Annotated in this window: 22 protein-coding genes; 7 read left to right on the top strand and 15 right to left on the bottom strand. The window is 71.2% G+C overall.

From position 1 onward, the window contains the following. Window positions 1-5 precede the first annotated feature (5 nt). Complete coding sequence (locus HHX31_RS23505; protein ID WP_169950509.1) at window positions 6-1,331, top strand: DUF58 domain-containing protein; 1,326 nt, start codon at window positions 6-8, stop codon at window positions 1,329-1,331. A 26-nt stretch (window positions 1,332-1,357) separates the two neighbouring features. On the opposite strand, the gene HHX31_RS23510 is transcribed toward HHX31_RS23505, so the two are convergent. Further along, the gene (locus HHX31_RS23510; protein ID WP_169950510.1) at window positions 1,358-2,350 is read right to left on the bottom strand and encodes a stage II sporulation protein M; all 993 of its coding nucleotides are present in this window, start codon (window positions 2,348-2,350) and stop codon (window positions 1,358-1,360) included. Between the two features lie 182 nt (window positions 2,351-2,532). On the opposite strand from HHX31_RS23510, the gene HHX31_RS23515 reads away from it, so the two are divergent. Then, complete coding sequence (locus HHX31_RS23515; RefSeq protein WP_169950511.1) at window positions 2,533-3,459, top strand: RDD family protein; 927 nt, start codon at window positions 2,533-2,535, stop codon at window positions 3,457-3,459. Window positions 3,460-3,639: 180 nt separating this feature from the next. On the opposite strand, the gene HHX31_RS23520 is transcribed toward HHX31_RS23515, so the two are convergent. Continuing rightward, window positions 3,640-5,055, bottom strand: coding sequence for a hypothetical protein (locus HHX31_RS23520; RefSeq protein WP_311932186.1), 1,416 nt, complete (start codon window positions 5,053-5,055; stop codon window positions 3,640-3,642). A gap of 181 nt (window positions 5,056-5,236) precedes the next feature. Here HHX31_RS23520 and HHX31_RS23525 point away from each other — a divergent pair, with 181 nt between their 5' ends. Together HHX31_RS23525 and HHX31_RS23530 are read left to right on the top strand one after the other, a co-directional pair. Then, window positions 5,237-5,863, top strand: coding sequence for a DUF305 domain-containing protein (locus HHX31_RS23525; RefSeq protein ID WP_311932187.1), 627 nt, complete (start codon window positions 5,237-5,239; stop codon window positions 5,861-5,863). 373 nt (window positions 5,864-6,236) lie between these two features. Continuing rightward, window positions 6,237-8,399 (top strand): HNH endonuclease signature motif containing protein, encoded by a 2,163-nt coding sequence (locus tag HHX31_RS23530; protein WP_283244603.1) that lies wholly within the window; start codon window positions 6,237-6,239, stop codon window positions 8,397-8,399. Between the two features lie 98 nt (window positions 8,400-8,497). Here the strand turns inward: HHX31_RS23530 and HHX31_RS23535 are convergent, their stop codons facing one another. Both HHX31_RS23535 and ahcY read right to left on the bottom strand, forming a co-directional pair. After that, window positions 8,498-9,757, bottom strand: a complete 1,260-nt coding sequence (locus HHX31_RS23535) for an adenosylhomocysteinase (protein WP_169950648.1) — start codon at window positions 9,755-9,757, stop codon at window positions 8,498-8,500. A gap of 108 nt (window positions 9,758-9,865) precedes the next feature. Continuing rightward, the gene (gene ahcY / locus HHX31_RS23540; RefSeq protein ID WP_249346346.1) at window positions 9,866-11,293 is read right to left on the bottom strand and encodes an adenosylhomocysteinase; all 1,428 of its coding nucleotides are present in this window, start codon (window positions 11,291-11,293) and stop codon (window positions 9,866-9,868) included. 168 nt (window positions 11,294-11,461) lie between these two features. Here ahcY and HHX31_RS23545 point away from each other — a divergent pair, with 168 nt between their 5' ends. Beyond that, window positions 11,462-11,794 carry a MerR family DNA-binding transcriptional regulator gene (locus tag HHX31_RS23545; RefSeq protein WP_169950514.1) on the top strand — a complete coding sequence of 111 codons (333 nt, stop codon included), beginning with the start codon at window positions 11,462-11,464 and terminating at the stop codon, window positions 11,792-11,794. Window positions 11,795-11,797: 3 nt separating this feature from the next. Here HHX31_RS23545 and HHX31_RS23550 read toward each other — a convergent pair whose 3' ends face one another. The 7 genes from HHX31_RS23550 to HHX31_RS23580 all read right to left on the bottom strand — a co-directional run bounded on the left by HHX31_RS23550 (window position 11,798) and on the right by HHX31_RS23580 (window position 17,748). Next, window positions 11,798-12,847 (bottom strand): DUF6114 domain-containing protein, encoded by a 1,050-nt coding sequence (locus HHX31_RS23550; protein WP_249346422.1) that lies wholly within the window; start codon window positions 12,845-12,847, stop codon window positions 11,798-11,800. Further along, window positions 12,847-13,458 (bottom strand): DUF6230 family protein, encoded by a 612-nt coding sequence (locus HHX31_RS23555; protein ID WP_169950516.1) that lies wholly within the window; start codon window positions 13,456-13,458, stop codon window positions 12,847-12,849. Before HHX31_RS23555 ends, HHX31_RS23550 begins: the two co-directional genes overlap by 1 nt. Before the next feature lie 131 nt (window positions 13,459-13,589). Next, window positions 13,590-14,531 (bottom strand): cation diffusion facilitator family transporter, encoded by a 942-nt coding sequence (locus HHX31_RS23560; RefSeq protein WP_169950517.1) that lies wholly within the window; start codon window positions 14,529-14,531, stop codon window positions 13,590-13,592. Window positions 14,532-14,565: 34 nt separating this feature from the next. Next, entirely contained in the window at window positions 14,566-15,714 is a 1,149-nt protein-coding gene (locus tag HHX31_RS23565) for an SIS domain-containing protein (RefSeq protein WP_169950518.1), read from the bottom strand. Further along, window positions 15,711-15,884 carry a Trm112 family protein gene (locus tag HHX31_RS23570; RefSeq protein ID WP_169950519.1) on the bottom strand — a complete coding sequence of 58 codons (174 nt, stop codon included), beginning with the start codon at window positions 15,882-15,884 and terminating at the stop codon, window positions 15,711-15,713. Before HHX31_RS23570 ends, HHX31_RS23565 begins: the two co-directional genes overlap by 4 nt. Before the next feature lie 5 nt (window positions 15,885-15,889). Then, window positions 15,890-17,245, bottom strand: coding sequence for a phosphomannomutase/phosphoglucomutase (locus HHX31_RS23575; RefSeq protein WP_169950520.1), 1,356 nt, complete (start codon window positions 17,243-17,245; stop codon window positions 15,890-15,892). 125 nt (window positions 17,246-17,370) lie between these two features. After that, window positions 17,371-17,748: a DUF3499 domain-containing protein gene (locus HHX31_RS23580; RefSeq protein WP_169950521.1), complete on the bottom strand. Its 378-nt coding sequence runs from the start codon at window positions 17,746-17,748 to the stop codon at window positions 17,371-17,373. Between the two features lie 166 nt (window positions 17,749-17,914). Between HHX31_RS23580 and HHX31_RS23585 the strand changes: the two genes are divergently transcribed. Continuing rightward, the gene (locus HHX31_RS23585; protein ID WP_311932188.1) at window positions 17,915-18,382 is read left to right on the top strand and encodes a metallopeptidase family protein; all 468 of its coding nucleotides are present in this window, start codon (window positions 17,915-17,917) and stop codon (window positions 18,380-18,382) included. Between the two features lie 4 nt (window positions 18,383-18,386). Here HHX31_RS23585 and HHX31_RS23590 read toward each other — a convergent pair whose 3' ends face one another. The 4 genes from HHX31_RS23590 to HHX31_RS33775 all read right to left on the bottom strand — a co-directional run bounded on the left by HHX31_RS23590 (window position 18,387) and on the right by HHX31_RS33775 (window position 25,102). After that, entirely contained in the window at window positions 18,387-19,838 is a 1,452-nt protein-coding gene (locus tag HHX31_RS23590) for a DUF5719 family protein (RefSeq protein WP_169950522.1), read from the bottom strand. Next, a complete protein-coding gene (locus tag HHX31_RS23595; RefSeq protein WP_169950523.1) occupies window positions 19,835-22,687 on the bottom strand; it encodes a glycosyltransferase family 2 protein in 2,853 nt (950 codons plus the stop codon). The genes HHX31_RS23590 and HHX31_RS23595 overlap by 4 nt, the downstream gene beginning before the upstream one ends. A gap of 165 nt (window positions 22,688-22,852) precedes the next feature. Continuing rightward, on the bottom strand, window positions 22,853-23,110 hold the full coding sequence (locus HHX31_RS23600) for a WhiB family transcriptional regulator (protein ID WP_169950524.1): 258 nt from the start codon (window positions 23,108-23,110) through the stop codon (window positions 22,853-22,855). A gap of 192 nt (window positions 23,111-23,302) precedes the next feature. Continuing rightward, on the bottom strand, window positions 23,303-25,102 hold the full coding sequence (locus HHX31_RS33775) for a hypothetical protein (RefSeq protein ID WP_211590228.1): 1,800 nt from the start codon (window positions 25,100-25,102) through the stop codon (window positions 23,303-23,305). 171 nt (window positions 25,103-25,273) lie between these two features. On the opposite strand from HHX31_RS33775, the gene cofD reads away from it, so the two are divergent. After that, entirely contained in the window at window positions 25,274-26,212 is a 939-nt protein-coding gene (cofD, locus tag HHX31_RS23610; RefSeq protein WP_169950525.1) for a 2-phospho-L-lactate transferase, read from the top strand. Window positions 26,213-26,223 lie beyond the last annotated feature (11 nt).

The raw sequence follows: 26,223 nt of genomic DNA on the forward strand, positions 1-26,223 counted from the left end.
GCGGCGTGGCGCTGACCGGACGCGCGGGACTGCTCGCCGCCCTCGCCGCGATCGTCGTCCTCCTCGCCCCCGAGCCCGGCCTGGTCGTGCCGGTCGCGGCGCTCGTGCTCGCCGCGCTCGTCGCCGCCGACCTGCTGCTCGCGGGCCGCGTGCGCGGGCTGCGGTTCCACCGCGACGGCGAACAGCGGGTGCGGCTCGGGCAGTCGGCGACGATCGGCCTGACCGTGGACAACCCCGGCCCGCGCCGGGTGCGGGGCGTCCTGCGCGACGCCTGGCACCCGTCCGCCGGGGCCGCTCCCCGGCGCGCGGCCCTCGACGTGCCGCCCCGCGAGCGACGGCGCCTGGTCACGACGCTGACGCCCACCCGCAGGGGCGACCGGGAGTCCGTCGCCGTGACGGTCCGCTCGTTCGGGCCCCTCGGCCTGGCGGCGCGGCAGCGCACGTTCCACGTGCCGTGGACGGTCCGGGTGCTGCCGCCGTTCCTCAGCCGCAGGCACCTGCCCGCGCGGCTGGCCCGGCTGCGCGAGCTCGACGGACGGCATCCCGCGCTGGTGCGCGGCCAGGGCACCGAGTTCGACTCGCTGCGCGAGTACGTGGCGGGCGACGACGTTCGCTCGATCGACTGGCGGGCGAGCGCCCGGCGCAGCGACGTCGTCGTACGGACCTGGCGGCCGGAACGCGACCGCCGCGTGCTGATCGTGCTCGACACGGGCCGCACCTCGGCGGGCCGGGTCGGCGTGGCGCCTCTGCCTGGCTCCGGCCCCTCCGGATGGCCCCGGCTGGACTGGTCCATGGACGCCGCCCTGCTGCTGGCCGCCCTCGCCGCCCGGGCCGGCGACCGCGTCGACTTCCTCGCCTACGACCGGGCCGTACGGGCGCAGGTGTCGGGGGCGTCGCGCACCGAGGTGCTGTCGTCGCTGGTGAACGTGATGGCGCCGATCGAGGCGGAGCTGGTCGAGGCCGACGCGGCCGGGATGGTGGCGGCCGTGCTGTCCAGGGCCAGGCGGCGCTGCCTGGTGGTGCTGCTGACCGACCTGAACGCGGCGGCGATGCGGGAGGGCCTGCTGCCCGAGCTGCCCAGCCTGTCCTCTCGGCACATGGTCCTGGTGGCCGCGGTCGCCGATCCGCGGGTGGCCGACATGGCGGCGGGGCGCGGCACCGCCGAGGCCGTCTACGACGCCGCCGCGGCCGAGCGGCTGCGCGGCGAGCGGCGCGAGATCACCGCCGTGCTGCGCCGTCACGGCGTGGAGGTCGTGGACGCCCTGCCCGAGGACGTCGCCCCCGCGCTGGCCGACGCGTACCTCGCCCTGAAGGCCGCAGGGCGGCTCTGATCAGGCTGTCGGATCAGGCCGTCGGATCAGGCCGTCGGGGCGAGGTCGGGGGCGCGCTCGATGTCCCCCGTCTCGTTCGCGCGCTCCGCCCGGCGGCCGAAGAAGATCACGTACGCCAGGAAGAGCGCCTCAGCGAGCGCGCCGATCGAGATCCGCGCCCACGTCGGCAGGCCCGAGGGGGTGACCCCCGCCTCGATGAGCCCGGACACGAACAGCACCACGACCAGGCCCAGCGCGACGCTCATCACCGCCCTGCCCTGCTCGGCCAGCGCCTCCACGCGCCGTCGAGGACCCGGATCGATCACGGTCCAGCCCAGCCGCATCCCCGCGCCCGCCGCCAGGAACACCGCGGTCAGCTCCAGCATGCCGTGCGGCAGGATCAGCCCCCAGAACACGTCCGCCTTGTCGTACGCGTGCATGAGACCGCCTGTGACGCCCACGTTGGCGGCGTTCTGCCACAGGATCCACGGGATGGGCAGGCCGAGCAGGATCGCCGAGACCACGACCTGCATGGACAGCCAGGCGTTGTTCAGCCACACGTGACCGGCGAACGACGCCGCCGGGTTCTCCGAGTAGTAGTCGGCGAAGTCGTGCTCCACGAGCTGGCGGATCTCCTCGGGCGTGCCGACGAGGTCCCGCACCGCCGGGTCGCCCGCCACCCACACGCCCACGACGTACGCGACCGCGAGCGAGATCACGGTGGCGCCGATCCACCACCGGCGTGCCCGGTAGGCCACCACGGGGAACGACACCGTGAAGAACCGGACGACCTCCCGCCAGGCCGGACTGTGGGCGCCGGTGACCGCCGAACGCGCCCTCGCCACCAGCGACGACAGGCGGCCGACGAGGAGCGCGTCAGCGGAGCCCGACCGCACGATGGACAGGTGGGTCGCCGCCCTCTGGTAGAGGTCGACCAGCTCGTCGACCTCCGCGCCGCTCAGCGTGCGCTGCCGCCGTACGAGGTCGTCAAGCCGGTCCCAGGACGGCTTGCTCGCCGCGACGAACGCATCGATGTCCACGGATCGGACCCTATCGGCGGGAGCCGCGAGGTGCGCGGCCGTGTCTGGACTGAGCGGCCGTGTCTGGACTGAGGAGCGCGCGGGAGCGCAGCGACCAAGCGGCGACGAGGGGAGACGGGGCCTGTGGGCGCCTGAGCCGCCGTGCCGAAGGCGCGGCAAGCAAACACAGTAGGGTGCGCAGTGTGTCCGAAGTCGTGACCGGCGAGGCCGTCGTCGTCGAGGTCCGCATCGCCCAGTTCTCCAGCCGCGCGCTGGCCTTCCTCATCGACTGGGCCGTCCAGTGGGCGGTGATCATCGTGGCGTTCATGCTGGTCACGCAGGCGTCCGTGGTGACCGACGACTCGCTGGCCATGGGCCTGCTCATCCTGTCCATCGTGCTGGTCACCGTGGGCTACCCGGTCGCGTTCGAGACGATCAGCAGGGGCCGCTCGCTGGGCAAGCTCGCCCTCGGCCTGCGTGTGGTGAGCGACGACGGCGGGCCCGTGCGCTTCCGGCAGGCGTTGTTCCGCGGGCTGGCCGGATTCCTTGAGTTCTGGACCTTCTACGGCGCCCCCGCGCTCATCACCTCGCTCGTCAACCAGCGCGGCAAGCGCCTCGGGGACCTGTTCGCCGGGACGACCGTCATCGGGGAGCGGACGCCGCGCCGGGACCCGCCGCCCGAGATGCCCCCGCCGCTCGCGTCGTGGGCCGCGACGCTGGAGCTGTCCGGGCTGTCCGACGACCTGGCCCACACCGCCAGGCAGTACCTGTCCCGGTGGCAGCAGCTCAGCCCGCAGGTGCGGGAGGAGATGGGGCTGCGCGTGGCCGCTCAGGTCGGCGCGCGGGTGGCGCCGCCGCCCCCGCCCGGCGTCCCGCCGTACGCCTATCTGGCCGCCGTGCTCGCGGAGCGCAGGCGCCGCGAGGAGATCCGGCTCGCCCGGGCCCGTACCGCTCCTGCGCCGTACGGCCCGCAGGGGTACGGCGTGCAGGGGTACGGCCCGCGGGGCTATGCCGCGCAGGGGTATGGCGCGCAGGGGCACGGCGTGCCGGCGGTGGCGCCGACGCGGGAGCCGGAACCGCCGCGTGGAGATGCGCCGCCGACATCGGGCGGATTTGTTCCGCCGGTTTAGGTGTAGGCCCCGATTCGCGGGGCACCTGTGACCCTTGCAGGTCATGGGGCATACCTGCAGTGGGGTTGAGGCGGGCATTGCCGGTGCGTTAAGGGAGAGGTCGCACCGGCGATGCCCGCCTCGCGATCAGTCAGACCCGGGCTCCGTCACCTCGTCTGGTCACCCGGGTCTGTGGATTTCTCAGCGGCCGCCGGGCACACCCTTGCCGTGCTCGGCGTACTCACCCTGGTTCTGCGGGTTGAAGATGTCCATCTTCACGCTGTTGGCCTGGTTCGTACGCGGGTCGTTGATCTTGAAGACGTCGAGCCCCAGGTTGAAGTCGCTGCCGTAGATGTAGCCGTTGTAGTAGTACGCCGACCAGTAGCCGCCGTTCAGGGGCTGCGACCACGGACCGCGCTCGAAGAAGCCGATCTCATGCGGGTTCGCCGAGTCGGTGAAGTCCCAGATCGAGATGCCGCCCTGGTACCACGCCTGGACCATGATGTCGCGGCCCTTGACCGGGATCAGCGAGCCGTTGTGGGCGACGCAGTTCTCGGTGTCCGCCTGGTGACGGGCAATCTTGAAGTAGCTCTTGAAGGTGAGCTTGTTGCCGGGGGCGATGTCGTAGATCGCGTCGGCGCCACGCTTGGGGCCGATCGCCTCGTTGCAGGTGGCCCTGCCGCCGCCGCCGAGCTCGTCGGTGAAGATGACCTTGGTGCCGTCGTTGTTGAAGGTCGCCGAGTGCCAGAAGGCGAAGTTCTCGTCGTCGCGTACGACGTCGATGACCTGCGGGTTCTCCGGGTCCTTGATGTCCATCAGGATGCCGTCACCCATGCAGGCGCCAGCCGCGATGCCCTTGGACGGGTAGGCCGTGATGTCGTGGCAGCCGGTCGTCGCCGACGTGCCGTTCGGGTACGGCTGCCCGTCGCCGGGGTTGCCGCCGTCCGGGAACAGGACCGGCGCCTTCACCACGGACGCCGCGGTGGGGTTGTCGAGCGGAATCTTGACGATCGAGATCAGGTCATGCGGCCTCTGGCAGTCGGGGAAGGCATCCGACGGGCTGTAGGACGAGACGTACGCGTAGACGTTCTTGCCCTCCTTGTCCGGCACGAGCGTGTGCGTGTGGGAGCCACACGCCGTCTCGACCGACTTGACGTACCTGGGGTTCGCCTTGTCGCTGACGTCGAAGATGCGCAGGCCCTCCCACGAGCTCTTCTGCGCCGCCGACTGCGTGACGCTGGAGCAGGAGTCGTCGTTGCGGGACGAGTCGACGGACCCGATCAGCAGGTTGCCGTAGACGGACATGTCCATCTGCGAGCCGGGACAGACGACCGAGCTGACGACCTGGGGCTTCTTCGGGTTCTTGATGTTGACGATGCTGAAACCGCCGTAGTTGCCCATGAAGGCGTAGTCGCCCTGGAAGGCCAGGTCTGTGTTGATGGTGCCGGCGATCGAGGCGGGGGTCGGCACGTTCGCGACGTGCGTGACGTTCGAGCTCATCGCGATCTCGCCCGGGGCCAGCACATCGGCTGCCTGGGCGGGAGCGGCGGACAAGGCCATGACGAACGCGGCCCCTGTTACGGCAAGGGCGCGCCCGCTGCGGCGCAGAGTGAACACTCGGTGTCCTCCTATAAGGGGGAGATAAATGATCACATCGTCATATCTGACTGGAGTGTCCAACTAGGTGCCACTGTGTAAATAGAACTGCCATGTGCTGCCCTATGATCACCCGCTAAGCCCCATTAGCGTCGTGAATCCCACACGCCCAATTTCAAGAGTTCAAGAGGAGGCCCGCAGGGTGCGGTTCGCGCTGATCGCCATGGCCGGTGCCGTGCTGCTCCTGAGCGCCTGTTCCGAGGACGTGAGCGGCAGCGCGCCCGTTTCGACCGCACCCGTGATCGCGCCGGGCCGGCCCGGCGAAGAGGCCAGAACGCTGAGCCCCGCCGAGGCCGCGACGGCGGTCCCCTCTCCGAGCGTCAACGCAGCCGACGTGCGGTACGTCTACGACATGATCGCCCATCACCGGCAGGCACTGGACATGACGGCCCTGGCGCCCACCCGCGCCTCCTCGCCGAAGCTCAAGGCGCTCGCCGAGCGCATCCACTACACGCAGGAACCGGAGATCCGCGCCATGACCACATGGCTGGACCAGGAGCGCCTGCAGCGACCGGACCACCACGCCGAGCACGAGGGCATGCAGGGCATGGCCACCGCCGAGCAGATGGCCGCGCTCAAGGCCGCGTCAGGGCCGGAGTTCGACCGCCTGTTCCTCCAGTTGATGATCGCTCACCACGAGGGCGCCATCGCCATGGCGACGACGGTGCTCACCAAGGGCTCTCATCTCACCATCGAACAGTGGGCCACCGATGTGATCGCCGACCAGACAATCGAGATCCGGCGCATGCGTGAGATGCAGGCGGCTTGATCTTCCCCGGCGTGCCGCCTCGCCGGTAGACGACCGGTAACCGGATCGGAGTCGGCTGGTAGTCACCGTGCCGCTCATCATGGTCGGTGCGGAACAGCCCGGAACGGGAACAGGTCCTGGCTGTTCACCGTGGGTGTTCCTCATTCTCGAACCCCTTTGGCCTTGACAAGAATCGGCTTTAGCGGAGGGTCGCGCCTGTTTTGTGGCGATTTGCCGCACTGTGGCGCGACATGATCGCGGCTCGTTTACTTTTGCATCCCGCCTTGCGCGCCGCGCGATCCTGTAACTCCAACAAATCCCCTGGTGAGCTTGCTCAAGCTGATACTGCTGGGAGAAAATTCATACAGGAGTTCGAATCGCGTTGGGAGGTGCGATGGATCTGTCCGACCTCGATCCTGAGCGCCACCATCGTTCGAATAACGGTGATGACGGTTGGTGGGATCGGCTAATCGCTGATTCTCCTTTGTGGTCAACGGATGGTTCACTCGCCCGCGACAAGCCTGTGGACAACGCCGGGGCCGCGGCCGGCGAGGCCACCACCAGCGGGACCACCGCCAGCGGCCCTCCTGGCAGCGGGGCTACGGGCGCTGGGGCCGCCGGATCTGCCGCACCGGACGGTGCCGGTCCTGCCGGTGCGAACGCCAGTGGTGCCGATGCCGGTGCCGGTGGTCCTGAGACGGGTGCCGGCGGTTCTGCTGCGGCGGGTGCCGGTGGTGGGGGTGATCGGCGGGTTCGGTCGTCGTGGGTGCTGGTGGGGTCGTTGCGGGAGTCGGCGCAGGCCCTGGCGTTGGCGCCGGTCCCCGATACGCCCGAGATCTGTCTGGCCGAGGCTGAGGATCTGTTGTTCGCCCGGGATCGGATCACGGGTGCGCTGGCTGAGCGGGTGGGGCGGGTGCATCGGGCGGGGCAGGCCAAGCAGCATGGGCATGCCTCCACCCGGAGTTGGTTGCGCACGGCCGGGGGGATGACGGTCGGCGGTGCGGGCCGCCTGCTCACCCTGGGGATTGAGCTGGCGCGGCTGCCCACCGTGCGGGAGATGTTCGCCGCCGGACGGCTGGCGGCGGGGGTGGTGGAGGCGATCTGCGCCGCCGTTGCCGGTCTCTCGGATGAGCAGGTACGGCTGGCCGAGCCGATCCTGGTGGAGCTGGCGGGGCGGGCGGGCGCGGCGGAGGTGGCCAAGGCAGGGCGGTATCTGCGGGCGGTGCTGGACCCCGACGGCGAGGAGTGCGACGAGCGGGCCGACTACGCGCGGCGGTCGTTGCGGCTGCGCCCGGGCAAGGGGGGTGGGCTGGAGGGGGAGTTCTATCTGCCGCGTGAGGCGGCGGCCCGGTTGCGGGCGCTGCTGGACGCCTACGCCCGGCCACGGGCGCAGGGCGATGACCGGTCACTGGCAGAGCGTCAGGCGGACGCGTTCATCGCCCTGCTGGAACAGCAGATCACCACCGAGCTTCTCGTGCTGGTCAACGCCGAGTCCCTCCCCACCGACCCCGACCCCGAGTCCACCACCGGCCCTGCGGCCGACCCGGCGACGGAGACCGCCGAAGCCCCCGAGCAGGACGGGACCCCCGAAGACGGCCGGGACAGCCACGACAGCGACAGCGGCGACGGCGGCGACGGCACGCGGGACGCCGGTGTGGATGAGAGCGACCGGGACGCCCAGCACGCCCAAGGCCCCGAAGACATTGACGACACCGACGACATCGAAGGCACCTGGGCGGCCGGAGAGGCCGAGGTCGCGCCGGTCAGCCGAGACGGCGAGGACACCAGGGCTCCCGCCGAGTACGACACGACCGACGCCGACATCGCAGGTAGCAGTACGGATAGCAGTCCGGTTGGCGACGCGGTCGCTGGTGCGGACGCTGCGCCCGGCCTTCGCGACCAGGAGCACAGCAAGCCACAGCAGGACTCGCCGCGCTCGCCGCAGAAGGGTTGGCCCAAGCAGGAGGACCCGCAGGAGAGCGCGGCGCGGCGTAGGCAGGAGGGGAGATCGCGGGAGGCACGGTGGGGTGAGTGGCGCTCACCCGGTCCTCCGGGGGATACCCATGCCCACCAAACCCACGCCGGGTCCCGGCCTGCGAGGGAGGTCCCGCATGCGCACAGCGGGATCGCGTTGGGTGCTGGGCTGGGGATGGTGCCGGGGTTGTTGCTGGCCACCGGACAGGTCCTGCCCGTCACCAGCGTGCACCGGCTGGCCCGCACCTCCACCCTCATGCGCATCGTCATGGACGCCGACGGCCAGGTCCTCGACATGGGCCGCAAAGTCCGCCTCGCCACCCCCGCCCAGCGGCGGGCCATCTTCGCCCGCTACGCCACCTGCTGGATCGACGGCTGCCCCCTGCCCGCCACCATGTGCCAGATCGACCACGCCGACAACTGGAGCACCGGCGGCCTCACCGACCTCAAACTCCTCGGCCCGGCCTGCCAGTTCCACAACCGCGACCGCTACCAGCACCCCCACCGCTACACCCGCCACAAGACCGGCAAAGACCGCTGGGCCTTCACCTACCACGGCCGCACCAGACGGGCACGCGAGTGAGGGGGCGACCAGCAGAAAGGGCCGCGCCCGCCAGCAGCTTGCCAGGCCCGTGGCGCGGGCGGATCGGCGTGATGAAGCGGGACGGGCGGCGAGCTGGGTCAGGATCCGAGACGCCAGGAGTGGAGATACTCCTCCTGCTCGGCGGTGAGTGCGTCGATCGAGATGCCGATCGCGGCCAGCTTCAGGCGGGCCACCTCGGCGTCGATACCGGCCGGGACGTCGTACACGCCCGGCGTCAGCCGCGCCGACTCCCGCACCAGCCAGGCGACGGCGAGCGCCTGGGCCGAGAACGACATGTCCATCACCGCCGCCGGGTGTCCCTCGGCCGCGGTCAGGTTCACCAGGCGACCCTCGGCGAGCAGCAGCAGCCTGCGGCCGTCCTCAAGGACGTACTCGTCGGTGTTGGGCCTGATACCGAAGCGCACCTCGCGGGCCATCTCCTCCAGGGCGCGCACGTCGATCTCGACGTCGAAGTGGCCGGCGTTCGCGAGGATCGCGCCGTCCTTCATGACGGCCAGGTGCTCGGCCCGGATCACGTCGCGGTTGCCGGTGACGGTCACGAACACGTCACCGGTCTCGGCGGCCACGCTCATCGGCCGTACGTCGTAGCCGTGCAGGGCGGCGTCGAGGGCCTTGACCGGGTCTATCTCGGTGACGACGACCCGCGCGCCGAGGCCCTTGGCCCGCTCGGCGACGCCCCGGCCGCAGAAACCGAAGCCCGCCACGACGACGGTGCGGCCGGCCAGCAGGATGTTGGTGGCCCGCATGATGCCGTCGAGCGTCGACTGGCCGGTGCCGTAGCGGTTGTCGAACATCCGCGTGGTCCGGGTGTCGTTCACCGCGACCATCGGGAAGCGCAGCGCGTTCTCCGAGGCCATCTGGCGCAGCCGGATGATGCCGGTCGTGGTCTCCTCGCAGCCGCCGATCACGTCGTCGAGAAGCTCGACCCGCTCGGTGTGCAGGGTGTTGACGAGGTCGCATCCGTCGTCGAGCACGACGTTCGGCGCGATGTCGAGCGCCTCGTGGATGTGCCGGTAGTAGGTCTCCATGTCCACCCCGGCGCGGGCGTGCACGGCGATGCCGTGCGTCCTCAGCGCCTCGGCGACGTCGTCCTGCGTGGCCAGGGGGTTGGACGCGGCCAGGGCGATCTCGGCGCCGCCCTCCCGCAGGGCCCTCATGAGCACCGCCGTCTCGGCGGTCACGTGCATGCACGCGGCGACGCGCAGGCCGTCGAATGGCCGGTCCGCGCCGAAACCGGTGCCGATCGCCCGCAGGACCGGCATGGACCGGGCCGCCCACTGGATGCGCCGCTCTCCGGCCTCCGCGACGCCCGTTCCGATGCCCGCCGCGATCTCCATCGCGGCGCCCGCCGTGATGTCCGTCGTGATGTCCGGCTGGATCACGCCGTGTTCCTCCTGACGGGAGGCGCGGGCCGGGGCCCGCGCCTCCACCGTGCGACCCGCCTGTCAGTAGCGGTAGTGGTCCGGCTTGTACGGGCCCTCGACGTCGATGCCGATGTACTCCGCCTGCTTCTTGGTGAGCGTGGTCAGCTTCACCCCGAGCGCGTCGAGGTGGAGACGGGCCACCTTCTCGTCGAGGTGCTTGGGCAGCACGTAGACGCCGATCGGGTAGTCCTCGGTCTTCGTGAAGAGCTCGATCTGCGCGATGACCTGGTTGGTGAACGAGTTCGACATGACGAACGACGGGTGGCCGGTCGCGCAGCCGAGGTTCATCAGCCGGCCCTCGGCGAGCACGATGATCGAGTGCCCGTCGGGGAACACCCACTCGTCGACCTGCGGCTTGATGTTGTTCCTCTCGACACCGGGGGTGCGGGCGAGGCCGGCCATGTCGATCTCGTTGTCGAAGTGGCCGATGTTGGACACGATCGCCTGGTGCTTCATCTGCGCCATGTGCTCGGCGGTGATGATGTTGAAGTTGCCGGTGCAGGTGACGAAGATGTCCGCGATGCCGACGACCTCCTCCAGGGTGGTGACCTGGTAGCCGTCCATGGCGGCCTGGAGCGCGCAGATCGGGTCGATCTCGGTGACGATGACCCGGGCGCCCTGACCGCGCAGCGCGTCGGCGCAGCCCTTGCCCACGTCACCGTAGCCGCAGACCACGGCAACCTTGCCGCCGATCAGCACGTCGGTGGCGCGGTTGAGGCCGTCGATGACCGAGTGGCGGCAGCCGTACTTGTTGTCGAACTTCGACTTGGTCACCGAGTCGTTGACGTTGATCGCCGGGAAGAGGAGCGTGCCGGACTTGTGCATCTCGTAGAGCCGGTGCACACCGGTCGTGGTCTCCTCGGTGACGCCCTTGATCTCCTCGGCCACGCGGGTCCACCACTTGTCCCCGGAGACCGTACGGCGGAGCGTGTCGAGGATGATCGCCCACTCCTCGGGGTCGTCCTCGCTGGCGACCGGCACGGCGCCGGCCTTCTCGAACTCCACGCCCTTGTGGACGAGCAGGGTGGCGTCGCCGCCGTCGTCGAGGATCATGTTGGGACCGGAGCCGTCGGGCCAGCGGAGGGCCTGCTCGGTGCACCACCAGTACTCCTCCAGCGTCTCGCCCTTCCAGGCGAAGACCGGCACACCCTTGGGGTCGTCGGGCGTCCCATCGGGCCCCACGGCGACGGCGGCCGCGGCGTGGTCCTGGGTGGAGAAGATGTTGCAGCTCACCCAGCGGACGTCGGCGCCGAGCGCGACCAGCGTCTCGATGAGAACGGCTGTCTGGATCGTCATGTGCAGCGAGCCCATGATCTTCGCGCCCCGCAGCGGCTGAGCCGCGGCGTACTCCTTGCGGGTTGCCATGAGGCCCGGCATCTCGTGCTCCGCGAGGCGGATCTCCTTGCGGCCGAACTCGGCAAGCGAAAGGTCGGCGACCTTGAAGTCCATGCGTCTCTCCTCCATTGTCCGTCGATGCGAGTGTAGGCGTGGCTGTCGCGGGAACGCCTACGCAGAAGTGCGAATCTGACATAGAAAAGTGAGATTCCGCCTCTGACGGGTGCCGGAACGCGTCCGGAGTGTCTAGCGTGGTCCCGAGGAACGGGGACCGGAGGCACGATGCGCATCACCGAGGCTGCCAAGCGGCTCGGCATGTCCCCCCGGATGCTGCGCTACCGGGAGGCTCTCGGCCTGCTGCCGCCCGTACGGGACAAGGGCGCCCATCGGCGCTTCGGGCCCGCCGAACTGGAGGCGACGCGCCAGGCGATGGAACTGGAGCGCCGCTTCGACGTCTCACCGGCCGAACTGGCCTTCGCGCTCCGGGCGCTGTCCGAGCCCGCGGTGGCCCAGGCCGTACGCGACCTCGGCGTGCGCATCGGGCGCATCCAGGCGCCGCGCCGGGCGCTGGACTTCGAGAAGGAGAAGGCTCTGCGACTGCTGCGGCACCGGTGAGGCTCAGGCGTCGGCCACGAGGCGCAGGCCGTCGGCGCGCAGCGAGTCGGCCGTGACGTACGGCTGCTCGCTGACGATGTCGGTCATCGTCAGCGGGACGTTCAGGGACGGCACCAGCCTGAGCGCGTTGACCAGGAGGTTCGGATGCTCGGCCGTGAACTCCTGGGGCAGGCCGAGAAGCCTTGCGGTCATCTTCGTCGTGCAGATCACCACGTTGCCCTCGAAGGTGAACGCGCTGCCGGTCAGCGTCGCCTGACCCATCGTCTGGGTGGGCCGCTCCAGCACGGCCTTGTCCATGGTGAAGCGGAGCATCCTGACGGTGCCGGTCGCGGTGGGCATCTCGACCACGCCGGTGAACTTCATCCCTGTCATGGTCAGCGAGTCCGCGCGGACCGCGGCCGTCTCGGTCGCGACCGTCGCCGGTGAAGGTGCGCGTGCCGTGCCGATCCCGGCCGCCAGGACGAGGGGAAGCAGGACGAGGGGAAGCACGGCGACGGCCAGCGCCCTCGTCCCTGGGCCGTCGGCCGTGCCCTCAGCCGGAGGACTCGAAGGACTCGAAGAACTCGGTGGGCTCGGGGGCCGTCGGGTCCGGGTGGCTTCCAGTTCGGCGCCGCTGACCACCCGGCGCCCCGTGATCGTGATCTCCCCCGCCGGCGGCCGGGGTGGCTCAGGCGTCGCCGGGCCGGGCGCGGTGGTCTCCCCTGGCGTCCAGGCGACCGCGAGCGCCCCGCCGACCAGGCCGAGCAGCATGCCGATCAGGAAACCGCCCAGGTTGGCGTAGACGAACGACGCGATCGAGATCAGTACGGCGACCACGCCGAGAAAGACCCGCTTGTCGGGCTGGAGCCAGATCATCAGGCCGAGGATGACCAGCACCAGCGAGATCAGGTAGGTCGCGCCGATGGCGCCCGACCGTATCACCAGCGGCAGGGCGTGGGTCGCGAACGGAATGCTCAGCAGTTCCAGACCGGCGACGAGCACCAGCAGGCCGCCCCAGAACGGCCGCGACCGCCGCCAGGAGCCTCTCGTCTCCGCCCGCCCGGGACCCACCATCAGAAGCACTCGTGTTCGCCGGGCTCCACCGCCAGTTTCAGCCCCGGCAGTTTGAACGTCGCCGCGTTGACCGACCAGGAGACCTGCCGGAAGTCCTTGATCGTGATCGCGCTCGCCTGTTGGCCGAACATGCCCGCCGCGCCCTCGCCGCCCGGCAGTTGGTCGAGGGCGCTCGCGTCGCGGCCCGCCTCCAGGTTCGTGAACACCGCGTCGCCCTCGATCTGGGAGGCGTCGACGATCATGTTCTCGGCGGTGACCGGGTCCTTGCCCGTGCCCGCGGTGATCCGGAGGGTCACGGTGCCGACGGGCGACTTGACCAGGACCGTCTGGCACATGTTGGTCAGGGTGGCCTTCCGGATGCCCGACACTGCGACGGGGATCTTCCGGCCCTTCTTGTTCTCGACCGTGCTGCCGTACTGGACGAAGCCCTGGCCCTTCAGGGTGTCGGCGGACACCTTGAACGTGTCACCCGAGACCACGAACGACGCGCCGATCGCCCCCTCGGCGGTCGCGCCGACCAGTACGGACGCGACCGCGAGCGCGGGCAAGAAGACAAGCGCGAAGCGCTTCCAGCGCACTCGTCCCTCCCTGATGCCTCCCTGACGGGTCATCAGTCACCTCCGGAGGGGAGATCAGTCAAATGCAGTAGCAAAGTTACCGATCGGTACCACGGAGATTGAAGTGACGCAGCATCACAGTTGGGTCACGGTGTGCGATTGGACGCTGACGGATTCGACAGGAGTCAGGCGCCGGTGCGCTGTCCCGCGGCGGCGTCGGTCCGGTAGAGGTCCGGCTCCAGGTAGATCACCCTGGCCATCGGAACCGCATCACGGATGCGCCGTTCGGCCTCGTCGATACCCCGCGCCACCTCGCTCGCGGTGTCGTCGTGCTCCACGGCGATCTTGGCGGCGACCAGCAGTTCCTCCGGGCCGAGATGCAGGGTGCGCAGGTGGATGACCCGGCTGACCTCGGGGGCGGACTCCAGCGCGGAGCAGATCTTCTCCTCCACCTCGGGGGTCGCGCTCTCGCCGATCAGCAGCGACTTGGTCTCGACGGCCAGGATGACCGCGATCACCGCGAGCAGCACACCGATCATGAGGGTGCCGACGCCGTCCCAGATGCCGTCGCCGGTGATGACGGCCATCGTGACGCCGAACAGCGCGAAGACCAGGCCCAGCAGCGCGCCCAGGTCCTCCAGCAGTACGACGGGCAGTTCGGGCGCCTTGGACCTGCGGATGAAGGACACCCAGGACTCGTCGCCCTTGACGTGCCGCGACTCCTTGATCGCCGTACGGAACGAGAAGCCCTCGGCGATGATCGCGAAGATCAGTACGCCGAACGCCCACTGCGGCGACTCCACCGGGTGCGGGTCGGAGAGCTTGTGCCAGCCCTCGTACAGGGAGAACAGCGCGCCGATCGTGAACAGCACTACGGCCACGACGAAGGAGTAGAAGTAGCGCTCCCTCCCGTAGCCGAAGGGGTGCGCACGGGTCCTCCCCCTGGCGGCGCGCTTGCCGCCGAGCAGCAGCAGCGCCTGGTTGCCTGAGTCGGCCACCGAGTGCACCGACTCCGCGAGCATGGACGACGACCCGGTGAAGACGAATGCGACGAACTTCGCCACCGCGATCGCCATGTTGGCACCGAGTGCCGCGAGGATCGCCTTTGTACCGCCACCCGCACTCACGATGAACTCCTCAAATCGATCGGCCGAGGCGATCCTATTGGGAAATCCTTGCCCGGAGTTCTGCCGCGGCCGACGCCGGGTCCCTCCCGTACCCGAGGGCGAGGTAGACACTCGCGTAGTCGCAGAGACCGGCCAGGGCGGCGAGCCGGTCCAGCGGGTGCGTGCCTTCAGCCAGGATCTCGGAGACCGGAACGCCGCGTTCCTCGGCCAGCCGTACGGCGGCCACGCGGGCCGCGGCCACCTGGGGATGCTCCTCCACGTCGCGCAGCAGGAACAGGCGCAGGCGCGGGTTCTCACCCGGCGCGTCGTCGAACGGGTCGGCGAAGACGTCCCGGCCGGCAAGAGGGCCGCCGAACGTCATGATCTGGTTGTGCGCGGCCTCCGGCAGTTCTCCCCAGACAGCCGGATAGCCGGCGTCCCTGCTGAGGCGGTCGGTCAGGCGGCGCGCCGCCACCGCGGCCAGCGGCGAGGTGCCCCAGACGAGCGGGAGCGTCCCGGCCAGTTCCATCGCCAGCGTCTTGCCGGGGTTGATGAACGACTCGCTCGACGGGCGGCAGCGATGGGCGAGGTCCTCCAGCCGCCTGGCCGCCGACTCGAACTCGCTCTCCCCCGCCGAGACCAGGCCCAGCGCGGCCGCCGCCATGATCGGCGGCACCAGGAGCGACCACAGCGTGGCCTTCGGCTGCCCGGCCACGCCGGTCGCGCCGCCCACCGGCACGTACGGCCCGCCCGCGCGCGTGACCAGGAGCGACAACGGAGTGTCCGGCGCGCCGACGCCGACGAGCGCGCACCCGCGCCGTACGGCCTCGGCGGTCACGGCGACGGTCTCCTCGGTCCTGCCGGAGCGGGAGACCGCGATGACGAGGTCGGCGGCGCCGACCCAGCCGGGCAGCCGGTGGCCGCGCACGGTCACCACCGGGGCAGGGGCGCTTTGCCGGCACAGCGCCTCGAGCAGGTCGCCCGCGAGGGCGGAGACGCCCATGCCCGTCACGATGACCGCGCGGGGGCGGCCGTCCTGCCCGATCCGCGCCACGCCGTTCTCCACGGACGATCGGTACGCCGCCCGCATCTGGGCGGCCGACGACGCGACGGAACGCAGCATGCCGGAGGGGTCGCCCTCCATCAGGTACGCCTGGTCGTCGAGCCGGTCGGGCTCGAACCGGGCCCCTCCGGCACTACTCATGCCTTGCGTGCCTCGTCCACGAGGAGCACCGGGATGTCGTCGCGCACGGGGTAGACCAGCCCGCACGTCTCCGAGTCGCAGGCCAGCTCGTCCGCGTCGGGCACGACGCGGAGCGGGGACTTGCACGCCGGGCAGGCGAGAATGTCCAGCAGCCAGTCGTCGATCTTCAAACTCGTCAGCTCCTTACCACGGCGAGCACTTCGTCCCGGACGGCGGCGACCTTCTCGTCGTCGGCGGCCTCCGCGTTGAGCCGGAGCAGCGGCTCCGTGTTGGACGGACGCAGGTTGAACCACCAGTCAGGACCGCTGACGGTGAGCCCGTCCAGCTCGTCGAAGGTAACACCCTCCCGGCCCGCGAAGGTCTCCCGTACGCTCGCCAGGGCGGCGGCCTGGTCCTCGACCCTGCTGTTGATCTCCCCGGACGCGGCGTAGCGCGAGTAGCGGGACAGCACCTCCGACAGCGGCCGGTCCTGCTCGCCCAGAGCCGCGAGCACGTGCAGGGCGGCCAGCATGCCCGAGTCGGCGAACCAGAAGTCGCGGAAGTAGTAGTGGGCCGAGTGCTCCCCGCCGAACACGGCGCCGGTGCGGGCCATCTCCGCCTTGATGAACGAGTGGCCGACCCGCGTGCGGACGGGCTTGCCGCCGTGCTCGGCGACGATCTCCGGCACGCCCTTCGACGTGATCAGGTTGTGGATGATCGTGGCGCCCGGGTTCTTGGCCAGTTCGCGCACCGCGACCAGCGCCGTGATGGTGGACGGCGAGACCGACTCGCCCCGCTCGTCGATGACCCAGCACCGGTCGGCGTCGCCGTCGAAGGCGATGCCGATGTCCGCGCCGTGCGAGACGACCGCCTTCTGCAGGTCGCGCAGGTTCTCCGGCTCGATCGGGTTGGCCTCGTGGTTGGGGAAGCTGCCGTCGAGCTCGAAGTAGAGCGGGGTCAGCTCGATCGGCAGGCCCTTGAAGACCTCGGGGACCGTGTAGCCGCCCATGCCGTTGCCGGCGTCCACGACCACCTTGAGCGGCCGGATGCCCGACAGGTCGACCAGCGTCTTGAGGTGGGCGGCGTAGCCCTCCAGCACGTCGCGCTCGGTCACCGTGCCGGCGCCGGGCTCGCCGCCGAGCCCTGCCTGGAGCAGTTCGGCCGCGCGGTCGCGGATCTCCAGCAGTCCGGTGTCGGTGCCCACCGGCACGGCGCCCGCCCGGCACATCTTCATGCCGTTGTACTTGGCCGGGTTATGGCTCGCGGTGAACATGACACCAGGGAGGTTCAGGCTGCCGCTGGCGTAGTAGAGCATGTCGGTCGAGCCGAGCCCGGCGTTGACCACGTCGGCGCCACGGGAGGTCGCGCCCCTGGCGAACGCCGCGGCCAGCGGGCCGGAGGAGGGGCGCATGTCGTGCGCCATCACCACCGAGGTCGCGCCGGTCAGCTCCACGAAGGCCGCCCCGACGGCCTGTGCGACGTCCTCGTCGAGCTCGTCCGGCACCACGCCGCGCACGTCGTACGCCTTGAAGATCCTGCCGAGGTCGGCCACTGCACGCCCCTAAATGTCGTTAGTCTTCGCACCTGAGCCTATAGCGCCCCATTGCCCGCACAGCAGGCTCTCCACCATGGAACGCGCGCGAACTCGCCGCGCGGAATCCGCGCGGAGTCGCGGAGTCATCGGGCGGTCTCACCGCTCCTGTTGGGCTGCGCCGACTTGAGGACCCGCAGGTGGCCCCGGCGGCCCACCTCGACCGCCTGGCCGACGGGCTCGCCGGCGGCGGGAGCGGGGCGGGCGGCCTCCCGGACCGCGTTCGCCAGGGCTTCGAGATCGTCCCCGCTGGGGGAGGCGGACTCGGACGGAAGGCGCACGACCTCCCATCCCCTTGGCGCGGTGAGCCGTTCCGCGTGCTCCGCGCACAGGTCGTAACAGTGTGGCTCGACGTACGTCGCCAGGGGGCCGAGTACGGCGGTCGAGTCGGCGTAGACATACGTGAGTGTGAAGACGGCAGGCTGCCTGCAGGCGGTACGGGAACAGCTGCGGACGGGGCTCACGGAGGGACCGTATCCGGTCCGCGTTCACATTGCCACCACCCCGCCGCTCTTATTGAACGTGTCGCCACAATTCAGCGATCTCCGAAGTCGATATGACGTTGGTGGGCAAAGCGGACATGAGCCGCGGGATCCACCGTACCGACGGGCCGGGCCTTAAGCTGACTGCGTGAGCGATCGGAGCGGCGACAGGCCGGATCCAGCGCGGCGGGTGCGCCGCCGCGACCGGCACGGCCGCGGCATGCGCGGCCCTCTCGCGCCCTCACACGTCCCCATCGCGAAGTCGCGCGGCGAGCGGTTCGACGACCTGGTGCTCGACGCGGTCGACCGGCTGAAGCCGCGGTGGGGCACCCAGCTCGCGTCGGTCGAGTTCGCGGTGGAGGAGGTGCCGCCGGCCGCGGAACTGGTGGACGGCCCCGCCCGGCTGTCCTCGGAGCCGATCCCGCTCGGGCGTGCCGAGTCGGCCTCCGGGGACGATCCCGCCGCCGTCGTGCTGTACCGCCGGCCGCTGGAGGCGCGGGCCCGTGACCGCGACCAGCTCGGCACGCTGGTCCTTGACGTGGTGGTCGAGCAGGTGGCCAGCCTGCTGGGTCTCACCCCCGAGGCGATCGACCCCGGCTACGACGACCGGCACTGAGCCACTACGGGAGCACCACGCCCGGCGCGTCGATGGTGGGGGGCACCAGCGCCCAGATCCTGGCCATGGCGAGCGGCTGCGCGGTCACCAGCTGGCCGTCCCTGGCCGCCTCGTCGAGGACTCGCCCGCCGTACACCGGGCCAGAGCCGGGCTTCGGCCGTACGAGCACCCCGAAACCGCCCTTGCTGCCCTTGGGAGGCGTGAGCCTGAGCTCCTTGGTGCGCGCGGCGGGCAGCGTCACCTCGACCGGAGCCGGCGCCGCGCCCTTCGTGGGCAGTAGCCGCACCTCGACGGTGGCCGCCGCGAACGGCGCCGAGAGCACCAGCCAGGAGGTCTGCTTGCCCTCGGCCCTGCCGTCCGCGACGACGCTGCCGAGGTCGACGGAGGCGGCGCCGGCCGTGAAGGCGACGTCCTGCCTGGCCCCCGTACCGGTGATCTTCAGGCCCGCGACGATCGGGACGTCGGACTCCAGCACCAGCGCGGCCGGCTGCCCGCCGATGCCGGTGGACAGGTCGAGCGAGGACGCCGAGCCCGCCGGCACCTCGATCGTCTCCTTGTTCTTCAGCGCGTAGGAGCCGTCTTCGAGCACGGCCTTGATCCGCACGACCGTGTCCCGCTCCCCCGGCGTCGCGACGTACAGCTCCCGCTTCCCGGCGGTGCCCGGGATGCCGGGCACGACGACCCGGGTGGCCGGGGCGGCGGCCACGGGCAGCCAGTCGACGCCCCTGCCCTCGCCCAGCACGGCCTTGACCGCGGCGGCCACCCGGCCGCTGCGCGTGCTGACCTGCAGGGCCATGATCAGCGGGGAGGGCGCGAGGTCGCGAAGCCTGATCACGCGGTGCTCGCCGGGCTTGACGACGACGCCGGTGCCCCGCTCGCTCAGCACCGGGCCCTCCCCGGAGTAGACCATGAACGAGACGCTGGCCGGGGCGGAGTCGGGGTTGGCGAGGTAGAGGGTCATCTCCGCCGCCGCGGGCCCCGGCCCGACGAACCAGCTCTCCGCCCCCGGCTCCACGCAACGCACCCCTGCGAGCCCGCGCTGGGTGCCCGACGTCTCCCGGGCGGTCTGGGCGCTCTCCAGCCCGGCGGCCATCGAACCGGTGGCGTCGACCACGAGAGGGCCGCCCCCGGGGGCGATGTCACGCTGCCACAGCAGACCGACCCGGTCGATCACGTCGTCCTCGCCGCTCTTGCCCTCCGCGGCCTTCATGGGCGTCAGGGTGGCGCTCCCCGCGGTCTGGGCACGCTCGGGGTCCGCGGGGGTCACCACGCTCACCCGGTTCGCGGACGGCGCCGGGCACACGGCGGTCACCGACTCCACCGGCGCCCTGACCGCCTGCGGTCGGGCCTGCGCGACCGGCGTGGGCCGGCTGACGTGCGCCACGCCGTACAACGCGCCCAGTGCGACCAGCACCAGGGCGAGCAGGCCGAAGCGGTTCTCGATCAGTCTCCTCACGCGGGCACCCGATCTTCCTTCGCCCGGCGGCGGCCCCGTGGCCCTTCCTCCATTGGCACGTCGGCGTAGTCGGCCTCAGCGGGCTCCTTCGTACGGGCTCCGGGCGAGGCCAGGACCAGAATGAGCACGAGCAGCCCGCCCTGGGCCCATAGCCAGCCCCGGTGCAGCGCGCTCGCGGTCGCGGGCGGCGGGGGCACCGTCACCTGGCCGGGCACGCGCCACAGGCCCCCGGTCTCCGAGAGGCTCACCCGGACCAGCGCGGGCTGCGAGTCGAGCGCCCGCCGCAGGACCGGGTCGACCGGGCCTGGCACCGTCACGAAGCGGACTCCGAACGACGCGAGCGTCTCGACGTACGTGCTGCCCCGGCCGGATGCGAGCCCGGCGACCGCGGTCGCGAACCGGGCGCTCGGCTCCTCCGGCGGTTCGAGGTCGGACTCGCCGATCAGCGGGCCCCGGCCGCGCAGCACCGTGTAGCCGACCCTGTCGTCCCGTGGACGCAGCAGGAGCGTGCCCTCGCCCGGCTCCGACTGGAGCGCGGCGAGCACCGGCAGCGGGTCGCTCAGGTCGCCGCGCAGCGGGCCGTCCGCGCCTCTCGACACCCACAGCGCGGCGGCGGCGATCGGGCTCGCGAAGGCGACGAGGACGATCAGCATCGCGCCGAGGCGGCGCAGCCCGCCCGCGGCGCGGAACTCGGCGATCCGGTGCGCCTGATGTCCCGCGGCCATCAGCAGGCCGGTCGCCGCGAACGCCAGCGGCACCCCCGGCCACGCCTCACCGCCGATCCGGCTGACCACGATCGCCACCAGCAGCCCGAAGAGCATGACGCCCCAGCCGATCGCGACGACCATCTGGTGGCGCCGCAGCAGCAGGGCCGCCAGCGCGACCGCGATCATGCCCGCCGTCGCCCAGACGGGCGGCACGCCCGGTCCGCCGGGACTCAGCATGAGCAGCGACTCTGGGCCGAGGCCGACGCCGGCGAGACGCCCGTCGCGCAGTCCCGCTTCGTGCAGGATCCGTCCCGGCTCCCTGACGATCTCCGCCAGCCACGGGAACAGCAGGACGACCGGGGTGCCGAGGCCGATCACAAGCGACCGCCTGACGCCTCTGCGAATGCCGCCGAACGACACGGCGGCGAGCGCGCCGAGGATCGCCACGAGCACGTACACGAGCGGGACGAAGGCCGTGCCCACCGTCAGGAGCAGGCCGAAGCCCCAGGCCGCGCGCCGCGACCCGGCGATCACGCGCGTGGCGAGCGCCATGTAGACGGGCAGCAGCACGAGCACGATCGCGGTGCCCAGCCGCCCGCCCGCCACCGCGCCCGTCGCGACCGGCAGCAGGGCGTAGGTGACTGCCAGCCAGACCCGCGCGGGCGTGTACGGGATCAGCCGCTTGGTGGCGGCGTACGCCGAGATCCCGGCCAGCGGCACGCAGCCGAGCAGCACCACGCCGACGGCCAGCCACGTCTTGCCGAGCGCGACCGCCGACAGCCCCGCGAGCACGGCGACGTACGGCGGGGCCCAGGTCTGCGAGCCGAGCCCGGTGACGTGGTGGTCCTCGACGTAGAGCCGCCACAGGTCGGACGCGCCGCCGGTGACCGGCACCAGCGCGCCGCCTCCCAGGTGGCCGCCGGACAGGAGCCCGGACAGCACGCTCCGTGCCGCGGCCACCGTGATCGCCGCCAGGATCAGCCCGAGCACGACGCCGGGGCTGCCGAACACGCGCTGGACGCCGCCGGAGTCGGTCAGCAGCTCGTCGCCGTCCTCCTCGTGGCCACGGTCCGCGGCCGCGTGGTGGCGGCCCGCCGAGTCCACCGGCCCGGCTCCGGCGAGGAAGCCCTGCACCATGTCGGCCAGCCGCCGCAGCGCGGCCCCCGGCGGGGTGAGCTTGCGCCGGATCGCCGGCCAGCCTTCCTTCCTGCCCTTCCTGCGGGCTTTGCGTGCGCGCATCAGGCGCCGCGGACGGCCGATGACCGAGCCGAGCGCGGCCAGCTCGTCGAGGGCGTTGGCCGGCTGTTTGGCCAGCAGGAACAGCAGCGCGCGCAGCGTCGACGCGACGACGTTGCGCAGCACGGACCGCACGAACGCGCCGAACGGCAGGTTCGCCATCAGGACGAACAGGCCGTTGCGCCGGCCGAGCCTGCGGGGGTGCTCGTCGCTGGTGGCGATCCTGCGCCGCCGCCGCGCCGCCGCCTCGGCGTGCCAGGCCACGGCGTCGCTCACGTTGAGCACGCGGTGCCCGGCCACGCGGGCCCGCCAGCACAGGTCGAGGTCGTCGCGGAACAGCGGCAACTCGGTGTCGAGGCCGTTCAGCTCGTCCCAGACGTCCCTGCGGATCAGCATGCCCGCCGTGGAGACGGAAAGGACGTCGGCGATGCCGTCATGCTGCCCCTGGTCGTACTCCCTGGGCTCAAGGCCGGTGTCGCGCCGCCCCGACCTGCTGACGGTCACGCCCATCTCCAGGAGCACCCGCCGGTCGAGCCAGTCGCGCAGCTTGGGGCCGAGGATGGCGGCCTTGGGATCCTGCTCCGCCGCCCCCAGCAGTGCCCGCAGCGCGTTCGCGTCGGGCGCGCAGTCGTCGTGGAGCAGCCAGACCCATTCCTGGCCCGGCGCGGGCGGCAGCCGCCGCAGGACCTCGTGGACGGCCTCGCCGAACCCGGTGGACCGGGGAAGGGTCAGCACGTTGCCCGTCCCGAACGCCTCGGTCAGCAGCTTCCCGCTGCCGTCACGGCTGCCGTTGTCGACGCCGACGACACGGTCGAGAGGCCTGGTCTGGCGCAGCACCGCCGCCAGCGTCTCCTTGAGCCAGCGGGCGCCGTCGTGGGCGACGACGATCGCGGTCACCGAGTGCACGTCGAGTCCTTGGGGGGTCGTACGGCTGAGCGCCGACCACGATACGGCAACCCGGACTCACCCGATCACTTCCAGGCGAAACAGGATCTCAGCAGCAATCAGGACAGGCCCCGACACGCCTGCGGGGCCGCGCGCCAAAGCACGCGGCCCCGCATGACGTCGTCGTCAGACGGCCTGGCGCTTCATCTTGCGCCTTTCCCGCTCGGACAGACCGCCCCAGATGCCGAAACGCTCATCATGCTCAAGCGCGTATTCAAGACACTCGGCGCGTACCTCACACGAACGGCACACCTTCTTGGCTTCCCTGGTAGAACCGCCCTTTTCAGGAAAGAACGCCTCGGGATCGGTCTGCGCGCACAAAGCACGCTCCTGCCACCCCAGATCTTCACCATCGAGCGCCTGTGCCATGACCAGATCGGTCATTGCACACCTCCCTGTCGCTCGCCCGCCCACATGGAGCCCCCCATAAAAACGCCTGCCCTATACCCACCCATGGGAAGGCGTAACAACATGTCTGTAATTACACGCGCGTGGCGCGTGTGGCGTCAAGCGGCATAACGATACCCGGGGAAAGACCTGCTCGCCCCGGTTCGTATGCCCCGATCTACGGTCCTATCAGCGTTCGGAACCATACCAAGGGAGGTTGGGGTCGGTTCCGTGGCCTGCCTGATCGGGGGCGGAACCTTCCTCATACTTTGCCTGCGACCGATCCGGCGCGTAGATGGCGGTGGGATCGATCGGTTCCGCCCTGCGCAGCGGGTCGCTGAGCGGGTCGCCGTGGTAGGCGGAAGGCTCGAAGCGGACGGTCTGCTCGGCGGGACCGGCCGCCGGCGGCTGGAACGGCGCGGGCCCGGACTGCGGGTGGCCGAGCGGGTTGTCGTAGTACTCCGGCAGGTCCTGCGGACCGGTGGGGTGGTCCGGCAGCGCGATCTTCTGGTAGCTCTGCGCCTGCTGGTAGGCCTGGGCGAGCTGCTGCTCCCTCGGGTCGGCCGGGCCCGCGGCGTGGTCGCCGGCCGGCTGGGCGTACGCCTGACCGCCGTATCCGGAGAACTGCGACCCCTGCTGCCCGTACGGCTGGTCCTGCCCGTACGGCTGCTCCTGCTCGTACGAGGGCTGGTCGTAGGAGGGCTGGTCGTAACCGCCGCCCGGCGCGCCTGGGGAGGCGGCAGGGGACGGGGCGGGCGACGGGGCGGGTGACGGGGGGAGGGAAGCGGCGGGGAACTGCCCGTAGGAGCCGGAGGCCGTCTGCTGTCCCGCGTAGCCGTACTGGTCGAACACGGGACCCTGCGGCGGGGAGTAGTCGGGGCGCTGCTGGACCGCGGGCTCGGGCGGCGCGCCGTAGGCGCCTGCCTGAGGCTGCTCCTGCTGGTAGCTCTGGGCGGCGTAGTCGGAGTAGTGCGCTCCTGTCTGGACGTCCTGCAGCGACGGCCGGGGCTGCTGCGGCTGCCCCTGAGGCTGGACCTGCGACTGGCCCTGCGCCTGCCCGAAGGGCGGGGGCTGCGGGGCGGTCGGGGCGGTCGGGGCGGGGGCGTAGGCGTGCTGCGGCTCGTGCTCCTGGCCGTACCGCTCCTGGGAGTACTGGTCGGCGGGCGCCATCTGGGGATGGGCCGGAGCGGCGTGCGAAGGGACGTGCGCCGGAACGTGCTGCGGGTCGCCGGGGGCGGAGTGGCCGAACTGCTGCTGGACGGGAGCCTGCTGCATGGGGGCCTGCTGAACCGGTGCCTGCTGCATGGGGGCCTGCTGCACCGGCGGCTGCTGAACCGGCGGCTGCTGAACCGGTGCCTGCTGAACCGGGGCCTGCTGAACCGGGGCCTGCTGCATGGGGGCCTGCTGCACCGGCGGCTGCTGAACCGGCGGCTGCTGAACGGGAGCCTGCTGGCCTGGCATCGCGCCGTACCCCTGCGGCAGCGCCGGAGCGTACGACATGGGCGGGTGTGCGTCCTCGCGCCTGTCGAAGTAGCCGCCCACCGGCTCCGCGGCGGCCTGCGACGCCGCGGCCGTGCTCCACGCGAACAGCGCGCCGAAGACGGCGAGCGCGATCATCGGCAGTCCCGTGATCAGGTACTCGAACCGGTCGCGGAACGAGAGCAGGTCGCCCACGAGCACGCCCAGCACGCCGATCACACCGAAGACGACGCCGAGACCGAGCGACCCGGCCGCACCGAGCGACACCAGGCGCGCCCGGGGGGTGGGCGGGCCCGCCTTCGCCACGAGCAGGACGGCGCCGGCCGCGAGCGCGGTCGAGAGCGGGGAGACGAGGGAGTGCAGGCTCATCGCCGCCCGGACGCCGAAGGTGCTGCTCGGCGACGATCCGATCAGCAGGCGCGCGATGTTCACGAGAGTGCCGGTGATCACCACCGCGAGCATCATCCACGCGGCCGGCTCTCGGAGCCGGCCGGTATCGACCTTGCGCACGACTACCCCCATCGGTCCAAACGGCACTCGGGGAAGTTTTGCACATGCCTGACTTAAGCGTCGTCAGACCCACCAACCTCACAAGCCCAACACACCCTACAAATGCCTGTTCATGCCGTTCTGGGGGTGGGTGTCGGCGACGCCGCCCGGGGCCGATGGAAGACTGGCCGCATGCGCATCGTGTCCCTCGCCGGAGGAATCGGCGGCGCCCGGTTCCTCCGAGGTCTCAAGGCCGCGGCCCCCGGCTCCGACATCACCGTGATCGGCAACACCGGCGACGACATCACTCTCTTCGGCCTGCGTGTGTGTCCCGATCTCGACACGGTCATGTACACGCTGGGCGGCGGCATCAACGAGGAACAGGGCTGGGGACGCGCCGATGAGGCGTTCACGGTGAAGGAGGAACTCGCCGCCTACGGCATGGAGCCGCAGTGGTTCGGCCTCGGCGACCGGGACTTCGCCACCCACATCGTCCGCTCCCAGATGCTGGCGGCCGGATATCCGCTCTCGCAGGTGACCGAGGCGCTGTGCGACCGGTGGCGGCCGGGGGTGCGGCTGCTGCCGATGTCGGACGACCGCACCGAGACCCATGTGGTCGTCTCCGACGAGGCCGGCAGAAGGGCCGTCCACTTCCAGGAGTGGTGGGTGCGGCTGCGCGCGTCGGTGCCGGCCGAGCAGATCGTGCTCGTCGGCGCGGACGAGGCCCGGCCCGCGCCCGGCGTGCTCGACGCCATCGCGGCGGCCGACGTCGTGATCCTCCCGCCGTCGAACCCGGTCGTCAGCATCGGGACTATCCTCCAGATCCCGGGCATCCGGCCAGCCTTGGAGAGCAAGACCGTCGTCGGCGTCTCCCCCATCATCGGCGGCGCCCCGGTGCGCGGCATGGCCGACGCCTGCCTGACGGCGATCGGGGTGGAGACGAGCGCCCAGGCCGTGCTGGAACTGTACGGCTCCGCCCTGCTCGACGGCTGGCTCGTGGCCGAGGAGGACAAGGACGTCGCGCTCGACGGCGTGGTGGTGGAGGCCCGCCCGCTATTGATGAGCGACCCCGAGGCCACGAGGGACATCGCCGCCGCGGCCCTCGCCCTGGCCCGGTCGATCGGGTCCTGAACCGAGATGTC

Source organism: Microbispora sp. H11081, assembly GCF_012999535.1.
Lineage (GTDB): Bacteria > Actinomycetota > Actinomycetes > Streptosporangiales > Streptosporangiaceae > Microbispora.

Coding starts and splice junctions, on each gene's coding strand:
- HHX31_RS23545 (WP_169950514.1), top strand. CDS start 11,462: ATGCGCATCACCGAGGCTGCCAAGCGGCTCGGCATGTCCCCCCGGATG.
- HHX31_RS23565 (WP_169950518.1), bottom strand. CDS start 15,714: ATGAGTAGTGCCGGAGGGGCCCGGTTCGAGCCCGACCGGCTCGACGAC.
- cofD (WP_169950525.1), top strand. CDS start 25,274: ATGCGCATCGTGTCCCTCGCCGGAGGAATCGGCGGCGCCCGGTTCCTC.
- HHX31_RS23530 (WP_283244603.1), top strand. CDS start 6,237: ATGGATCTGTCCGACCTCGATCCTGAGCGCCACCATCGTTCGAATAAC.
- HHX31_RS23555 (WP_169950516.1), bottom strand. CDS start 13,458: ATGACCCGTCAGGGAGGCATCAGGGAGGGACGAGTGCGCTGGAAGCGC.
- HHX31_RS23550 (WP_249346422.1), bottom strand. CDS start 12,847: ATGGTGGGTCCCGGGCGGGCGGAGACGAGAGGCTCCTGGCGGCGGTCG.
- HHX31_RS23600 (WP_169950524.1), bottom strand. CDS start 23,110: ATGACCGATCTGGTCATGGCACAGGCGCTCGATGGTGAAGATCTGGGG.
- HHX31_RS23535 (WP_169950648.1), bottom strand. CDS start 9,757: ATGGAGATCGCGGCGGGCATCGGAACGGGCGTCGCGGAGGCCGGAGAG.
- ahcY (WP_249346346.1), bottom strand. CDS start 11,293: ATGGACTTCAAGGTCGCCGACCTTTCGCTTGCCGAGTTCGGCCGCAAG.